Genomic DNA, 8,608 nt, shown 5'->3' on the forward strand with positions numbered 1-8,608 from the left:
TCTTGATTAATCATAATGTTGTTCCGACAGTTCGGAATAACGGCGCATTTTATACCATAATCAAGCAGAAATTACCAGCAAATTTATAGCGATTTGCTGGTGAAATCAGCCAGACAAAAATCCCCGCATCAAGGCGGGGATTTTATGGTTCGCGGGGATTCAGTACTAATTCTGCTGCTGTAAAAAATCCTGATTAATCTCAATTTTTGCCTGATTACGCAGCGATTGAAGCAAATTGTTATAGGTTTGCAACTGTTTGGCCTGCAAATAACTTGCGGCTAAAGCCTGCTGTTCCTGGCTGTCGGCAACGCCATCACTGACCTTGATCAACTCCGCCAGATAGATCTCACCGTTGTCATCTTGTACCGCTTTATAGACACTTTTGCCTTCGGTCGCAGTCATCGAAAACACGCCTTCACGCAATCCGGAATCCTGCATTCTGGCATACACAAATTGTTGTGTATTTTCTGCCAAACCGATGCCTTGTGGTAAAGTAACCGTTTGTGGACTGCCCCCTTGGTTTAAACTGTCTGCCGCTTTTTTGGCTTCGCTCAGCAATAATGCCTCTGCTTTTTGCCGTTTTAATAGCGCTACAATATCGGCTTTGGCTTCTTCAAACGTTTTACTGCCGGCAGCTTTGTGATCAAGCACACGCACAATCAGAGAGTGCTGCTCGCCAACATTGATCGCTTCTGAATTCATGCCGCCTTGCAGCAAATCCGTATCAAAGATGTTATACACCACATTGGAAAAGTTAAGTGCGGTCGGCACATCTTGGCGTGAGAAATAATCGGTCTGCACTGCCTTTTTGCCGATAACTTGCTCCACATCGACAAGAGAAGCTTGATTTTCAAAGGCTTTTTCCGCTGCTTCTTTTTCTAAACGGAAAAATCCGCTTGAAGTTTGTTCATTGCGAATGGTATCAGCAATCCGGCTTTTCACTTGATCCAGCGGCTGCACTTCGCCTTGGCGACGTTCAAGCACTTTAATCAAATGATAAGCCCCGTCGACTTTAACTGGCTGGCTGACAGCTCCAACATCAGTAGCATACGCCGCTTGTTCAAACGCCGCAGGAAAAGCGCCATCAGTTGACCAACTTAAATCACCACCGTTGACTGCTGATAATTTATCTTGTGAATGTGCTTGCGCCAATGCCGCAAAATCGGCACCGTTCTGCAACTGTTGATACAAATCTTGCGCCAGCGCTTGATCCGCCACTTGAATATGCGCTAAATGCTGGCTGGTTTTGCCACTAAATTGGGCTTTGTTGTCTTGATAATACTGTGCAATTTCAACATCGCCTACCTTAATATTTTTTTCCACATCGGGTTTGGCAATATCAATATATTCAACTTTAACCAGTTCCGGCACCATAAACGCCGATTTATGTTCGTTATAATATTGTTCGGCTTCCTGATCGCTAATGACTTGTTTAGCGACTTGCTCTGCAAGTGGGAAAGCCGTCAACCGCACTTCACGGGTTTGGAAAATTTGTTTGATCAACTGCTGTAACTGCGGTTCGCTGAGAGCTTCAGTACCTAACAGCCCGTATTGCATTTGCTGCATCGCCATGGATGCGCGCAGGGTTTGTGCGTAGTAATCGGAACTGATACCGTTTAACCGTAAAAAGCTTTGGTATTGTTCATTATCAAATTTGCCGTCTTTTTGGAAATTTGGGTTACTGACAATCGCACGTTTAATCTGCTCATCACTCACTGCTAATCCCAATGATTGTAGATATTGTCCGATCAGCGACTCATCCACTAAACCATTTAACACGTCCTGTCTGAAACGGGTTTGAAACTCCGGCGAATCCATCAGCAGCGAAAACTCCGAGCCCATTTCATCGCTGAAAGTGCGGGTTTGCTGCTGCAAAGCAGATTGAAAGGTGTGCTGACTAATCTCTTCTCCATTGACTTTTGCCGCCGAAGTATCATGCGAACCGACCAAATAAGTGCCGACGCCGCCTAAGACAAAGGAGATGGAAATCAATACGAATACCACTTTCCACATCACACCGCCAACGCCGCTGTTCAGTTTTTCCAACATAATTATTTTTCCTATTCCTAAAAACTCAATTGCTGAATACCGATTATCAAGATTAAATCCTGAAAATGTTGCCGAATTATATGTGAAACATGGCTGTTATGCACGAATAATCCGGCGCTGCAAAATACAAAAAAGCCAAATTTACCCGCTAGATAAATTCGGCTTTTATCGATTGGTTAATTCACAATGGGTGAAGGCTGCGATTTAGTTCCACGTTTTTTAGCGGCAACCTTATTTGCCACCACCACTTTATCACCGACAGCCGTCGGTGTCAGTATCTGCATCCCATCCGGTGGATTTTGCAATGCCAGCGCCAACACCTCATCAATGGTTTCGACCGCACGAATGTCCAGTTGTGCTTTCACATTATCCGGAATCTCCTCCAGATCTTTAACATTCTCTTTCGGAATCAGCACCAGTTTGATGCCACCACGATGCGCTGCCAACAACTTTTCTTTCAAGCCGCCAATTGGCAACACCTTACCGCGCAAGGTGATTTCACCGGTCATCGCCACATCGGCACGCACCGGATTACCGGTCAAACTGGAGACAAGTGCGGTGCACATTGCAATCCCGGCACTCGGACCGTCTTTTGGCGTTGCCCCTTCCGGCACATGAATATGAATATCCCGTTTTTCATAAAAATCCGGATTAATGCCCAAGCGTTCAGAACGGGCACGCACCACCGTCATCGCCGCTTGGATCGACTCTTTCATCACATCGCCCAAAGAACCGGTATAACTGAGCTTGCCTTTACCCAACACTGAAGCCGCTTCAATGGTCAGTAAGTCACCGCCAACTTCTGTCCAAGCCAGACCGGTCACTTCGCCGACACGATTTTCGGTATCGGCACGTCCGTATTCAAAGCGTTTAACCCCTAAATAATCTTGTAGATTGGTTTCGTTGACCACTAGGGATTTCAGGCTTTTATCTAACAATAGATTTTTAACCGCACGACGACAGATTTTCGAGATATCACGCTCAAGCGAACGCACCCCTGCTTCACGGGTATAAAACCGGATAATCCCCAGAATCGCACTGTCTTCAATCGTCAACTCGCCCTTTTTCAAGCCGTTGCGTGTCATCTGCTTCACCAGCAAATGCCGTTTGGCGATGTTGAGCTTTTCATCTTCGGTGTAGCCTGACAAACGAATCACTTCCATCCGGTCTAATAATGGCGATGGAATATTCATCGAGTTTGAGGTTGCCACAAACATCACATCGGATAGGTCATAATCGACTTCCAGATAGTGATCGTTGAAACTGGTATTTTGTTCCGGATCCAACACTTCCAACAATGCCGACGCCGGATCACCACGCATATCAGCCGCCATTTTGTCGATCTCATCCAGTAGGAACAACGGATTTTTGACCCCGACCTTGCACATTTTTTGGATCAATTTGCCCGGCAACGATCCGATATAGGTTTTGCGATGCCCGCGAATTTCCGCTTCGTCACGCACGCCACCCAGCGCCATTCGCACATATTTGCGTCCGGTTGCGTTGGCAATTGACTGCCCTAATGAGGTTTTACCCACACCTGGCGGTCCTACTAAGCACAGAATCGGGCCTTTCACCTGATTCAAACGGCTTTGCACCGCTAAATATTCTAAGATCCGCTCTTTAACCCGCTCCAAACCGTAATGATCGGCATCCAATACTTTTTGTGCATTGGCAATGTCTTTTTTCACTTTGCTACGCTTGTGCCAAGGTACTTGCACCAGCCACTCAATATAGCTGCGAACCACTGTCGCTTCTGCCGACATTGGCGACATCATGCGTAATTTTTGCAGATCCGCTTCAGCTTTTTCGCGCACTTCAATCGGCATCCGTGCCTCTTCAATTTTTTGGCGCAGCGCTTCCACTTCATCATTATGGTTATCTTGTTCACCCAACTCTTTCTGAATCGCTTTAATTTGCTCATTCAAATAGTAGTCACGCTGGCTTTTTTCCATCTGTTTTTTAACCCGACTACGAATTCTTTTTTCGACTTGCAAGATATCCAGTTCGGATTGCATGCTACCGATCAAAAATTCAAAGCGCTCAATCACATGGGATTTTTCCAACAGCTTTTGTTTGTTTTCCAACGCGATCGGCATATGCGCCGACATCGTGTCGCTCAAACGCTCCGCATCATGAATCCCGCGCAAGGCACTCACCACTTCCGGCTGCACTTTTTTATTCAGCTGAACATAAGAATCAAACTCTTCCAAGCTACTGTTTTTAATAATTTCCAGCTCTTGTTCGTCGCCACGAATACTGTCGATGGTTTCAATGGTGGCAGACAGATATTCTTCATCATTCAGCGCAATAATTTTTGCCCGCTTTTGTCCTTCTACCAGCACTTTAACCGTGCCGTCAGGCAATTTCAGCAGTTGAATAATATTTGCCAACGTACCGACGCTATAAATATCATCACTGCTCGGATCCTCTTGTTCTGCTTGTTTTTGTGCGACCAATAACAGCTGTTTACCGCTTTCCATCGCTTTGTCTAAGCTCAGAATAGATTTTTCCCGTCCCACAAATAAAGGCATAACCATAAACGGAAATACCACCACATCACGCAACGGTAATACCGGAATATGTGTTTGTATGGTTTGTTGTTTGCTCATTATTTCATCTCTCTTGCTTCTGCTTATATTGGGATTAATGGATTGTATATTGGGTTATTGATAGAAAATCTCAAGCGTTATTTCGCCTATCACGCAATATTTCTTGCTCAAATCGTGCATTGGCAGCAACGTTAAAAGTAAAAGTGCGGTAGCAGGGTCTGTTGAGGTTTGTTTATATTTTAGATAGCACAGGTTTATTTTTTCAAATGGGCGGATGCAATCCGCCCCTGCTTTTACAATATCAATCGGATATTTTAATCCTTGTCTGTAAACCGCACTTTATGTCGTTATTGGCTTAACTCAACCTGCCTGATCCAATTTATAGACTAATTTTGGCGGTTGATGATCGTCAATGACTGAAAGATCAATCAGCACTTTCTGCAAATTATCCAGTGACGGCAAATCATACATGGTATCCAACAGCACCGCTTCCAAAATCGAACGCAAACCACGTGCACCGGTTTTGCGTGCCAATGCTTTTTTCGCCATTGCCACCAAAGCCTCTTGGCTAAATTCCAGTTCGACATCTTCCAAGCTGAATAAGGTTTGATACTGTTTGGTCAGCGCATTTTTTGGCTCGGTCAAAATTTTGACTAACGCTTCTTCGTCCAATTCGGACAACGCCGCAACCACCGGTAGGCGCCCGATAAACTCTGGAATCAAACCAAATTTGATCAAATCTTCCGGCTCAACCTGCTTCAAGAGATCGCTGATATTAGCTTTGTCTTTTTCGCCTTTGACTTCGGCACCAAAGCCGATTCCGCTACGCACATTGTTACGTTGATCGACCACTTTATCCAAACCGGCAAACGCACCGCCACAGATAAACAAAATTTTCGAGGTATCCACCCGCAAAAACTCCTGCTGCGGATGCTTACGCCCGCCTTGCGGTGGTACCGATGCGGTGGTTCCTTCAATCAATTTTAACAGCGCTTGCTGCACCCCTTCACCTGACACATCACGAGTGATCGACGGGTTTTCCGATTTACGGGTGATTTTGTCGATTTCATCGATATACACAATGCCGCGCTCGGCTTTTTCCACATCGTAGTCGCAGCGTTGCAACAATTTCTGAATAATGTTTTCCACATCTTCGCCAACATAGCCCGCTTCAGTTAACGTGGTTGCATCCGCCATCGCAAACGGCACATTCAGCATTCGTGCCAAAGTTTCCGCCAGCAAGGTTTTGCCGCTGCCGGTTGGGCCGATTAATAAAATATTGCTTTTGCCCAACTCCACATCATTGTTCAGCGCGCTACGTAAACGTTTGTAGTGGTTATATACAGCTACCGCCAACACTTTTTTGGCGTGATCTTGCCCAATGACGTAATCGTCCAGGTGCTTACGAATTTCATGTGGGGTCGGCAATTTGTCTTGCAGTGGCGCAACCGCACTTTCATTGTCACCGTTTTCTTGCTCGTCTTTTTCCAGCAAATGGTAGCAATCTTCAATACATTCATTGCAGATATAGCCGGAAGCACCAGCAATTAATTTTTCAACCTCGTGCTGCTCTTTTCCACAAAAAGAGCAGCGATATTCTTTCTCTTCTGACATGCTGTTTTATCCAAATATTGTGATAGCGATTAAATTCTTTGCGTCAACACTTCATCAACCAAACCGTATGCCTGCGCTTCAGTGGCAGACATGAAATTATCGCGCTCGGTATCCCTTTCAATTTTATCCAACGGTTGCCCGGTGTGAAACGCCAAACGCTTGTTTAAGGTATCCCTGATTTTCAAAATTTCTTGCGCATGAATTTGAATATCTGACGCCTGTCCGCGATACCCACCCAACGGCTGATGAATCATCACGCGCGAATGCGGCAAAGCAAAACGTTTGCCCGCAGCGCCGCCTGCCAATAAAAAAGCCCCCATCGAACAGGCCTGTCCGATACACAGCGTCCGCACGTCAGGTTTGATAAACTGCATAGTATCATAAATTGCCAAGCCGGCAGTGACCACACCACCCGGTGAGTTGATATACAGGTTGATGTCTTTTTCCGGATCGACTGATTCTAAATACAGCAATTGTGCAACAATTAAATTTGCCATGTTATCTTCCACTTGGCCGCTCAGGAAGATGATCCGCTCTTTCAATAAACGCGAATAAATATCGTAGGCTCTTTCGCCGCGTGATGTTTGATCCACCACCATTGGAACTAAACTCATTTTTTCCTCTACTTAAAAATTGACACAGAATTCTGCCATTTTACCCAAAAACGGGCTAAAAAACAGGCCAATCCCATTTTTAACCGGTTTAAAAACAAAAAGTGCGGTCATAAACCGCACTTTAGTCATCAGAACAAAAGCTTACCGATTAAGCTTGTTGAGCATTCATGATCTCATCGAAAGAAGCTGCTTTCTCAGTGACTTGTGCTTTTGCCAACACCGCATCAACGGCTTGCTCTTCCAACACTACATTGCGTAAGTTATTCATTAACTCTTTGTTATTGCTGTAGTATTCAACTACTTCACTCGGCTGTTCATAAGCGGCTGCGATATCTTCAATCATCGCCTTAACGCGCGCTTCATCCACTTTCAATTCATTAGTTGCAATCACTTCGGCAAATAACAATCCGACTTGAACACGACGACGCGCTTGTTCTTCAAAAATATCGCGCGGCAGTTGGAAATCTTTTGGTGCTTGACCGCCGAAACGCTGCATTGCTTGTTGCTGCAACACTTCAATTTCTTGATCAACCGCAGCCGCCGGGACATCAATGCTGTTATTCGCCAACAAACCGTCGATCACTTGGTTTTTAATGCGGCTGGTTAACGCATTTTTCAACTCGCGTTGCATATTTTTGCTGATTTCAGCACGTAAATCGGCGACGGTTTTGTTTTTAGGACCGAATTTTTGTACAAATTCTTCAGTCACTTCCGGCAATTCCATCTCTTCTACTTTTTTCAAGCTAATTGCGAATTTCGCTGCTTTGCCTTTCAAGTTTTCCGCGTGGTAATCTTCCGGGAAAGTGACGTCGATGCTGAAGTCGTCGCCGGCTTTGTGTCCAACGATACCGTCTTCAAAGCCTGGAATCATACGACTCTGCCCCATCAACAGAACGAAATCAGCAGATTTGCCGCCTTCAAACGCTTCACCGTCGATAGAACCGTCGAAATCAATAGTCACACGATCATCGGCTTTTGCCGCTGCATCGCTGGTTTTCCAAGTGGCTTGTTGTTTACGTAACACATCGATCATTTTGTCGATGTCGCTTTCACTGATCTCAACCACTGGTTTTTCAACTTGAATATTTTCCAAACCTTGTAATTGGACTTCCGGGTAAACATCGAATGTCGCCATGAAAACAAAATCACCACCGACATTATATTCTTGCGGTGCAAACGTCGGACGACCCGCAAAATTGATTTTATCTTGCATTACCGCATCAAAGAAACTTCTTTGCATCGCATCACTTAACACATCTTGACGCACCGACGCACCGAAGCGTTTTTCCACGATTGCCGGTGGAATTTTACCTTTGCGAAAGCCGTCGATACGGGCAGTTTTTGCCACATTTTTTAATTCTTGGCGAACATTTTGTTCGATGGTTTCAGCCGGAACAGTGACTGTCATACGGCGCTCAAGACCTTGGGTAGTTTCTACGGAAAATTGCATTTTTTACCTCAAAAAAATCGGATATTCTCGGCGCCACTCATCTCAATTGTATGAACAACCAACACCGAACTTAAAAAAATAGACACGGGATTATACCCAGTCAAACTCAATCAGTCGAGTTCTAACCGCTGAAATTGGGATAATTGGTGATTTTTTAACCTGACGATCCCTAACTTCCTCATTATATCTGCGTATATTTCTTCTCGGGTAGCGCCATTTCAAATTTGCCAATTATGTAATAGTCTAATTCCTTGCAACATACTAAAGACCACTTTATTGTGTAATAAAAAAGGAAATGACAATGAAAAAGCTCTTCACAACAGACTTTA

Annotated in this window: 4 protein-coding genes and 1 pseudogene; all 5 read right to left on the reverse strand. The window is 44.8% G+C overall.

Going from position 1 to position 8,608, the window contains the following annotated elements; translation table 11 throughout:
- Positions 1 to 165: 165 nt before the first annotated feature.
- The 5 genes and pseudogenes from EDC16_RS05990 to tig all read right to left on the reverse strand — a co-directional run bounded on the left by EDC16_RS05990 (position 166) and on the right by tig (position 8,279).
- A complete protein-coding gene (locus tag EDC16_RS05990) occupies positions 166 to 2,049 on the reverse strand; it encodes a SurA N-terminal domain-containing protein (RefSeq protein ID WP_132966409.1) in 1,884 nt (627 codons plus the stop codon).
- A gap of 272 nt (positions 2,050 to 2,321) precedes the next feature.
- Positions 2,322 to 4,661 (reverse strand): annotated as a pseudogene (gene lon, locus EDC16_RS05995) (endopeptidase La); the annotation flags it as partial.
- A 300-nt stretch (positions 4,662 to 4,961) separates the two neighbouring features.
- Positions 4,962 to 6,215, reverse strand: coding sequence for an ATP-dependent protease ATP-binding subunit ClpX (gene clpX / locus EDC16_RS06000; protein ID WP_132966413.1), 1,254 nt, complete (start codon positions 6,213 to 6,215; stop codon positions 4,962 to 4,964).
- Between the two features lie 29 nt (positions 6,216 to 6,244).
- Entirely contained in the window at positions 6,245 to 6,829 is a 585-nt protein-coding gene (clpP, locus tag EDC16_RS06005; protein ID WP_132966415.1) for an ATP-dependent Clp endopeptidase proteolytic subunit ClpP, read from the reverse strand.
- A gap of 148 nt (positions 6,830 to 6,977) precedes the next feature.
- Positions 6,978 to 8,279 carry a trigger factor gene (gene tig / locus EDC16_RS06010; RefSeq protein ID WP_132966417.1) on the reverse strand — a complete coding sequence of 434 codons (1,302 nt, stop codon included), beginning with the start codon at positions 8,277 to 8,279 and terminating at the stop codon, positions 6,978 to 6,980.
- Positions 8,280 to 8,608: the final 329 nt, after the last annotated feature.

Origin of the sequence: Testudinibacter aquarius, from assembly GCF_004342725.1 — a bacterium.
Classification (GTDB): Bacteria; Pseudomonadota; Gammaproteobacteria; order Enterobacterales; family Pasteurellaceae; genus Chelonobacter; species Chelonobacter aquarius.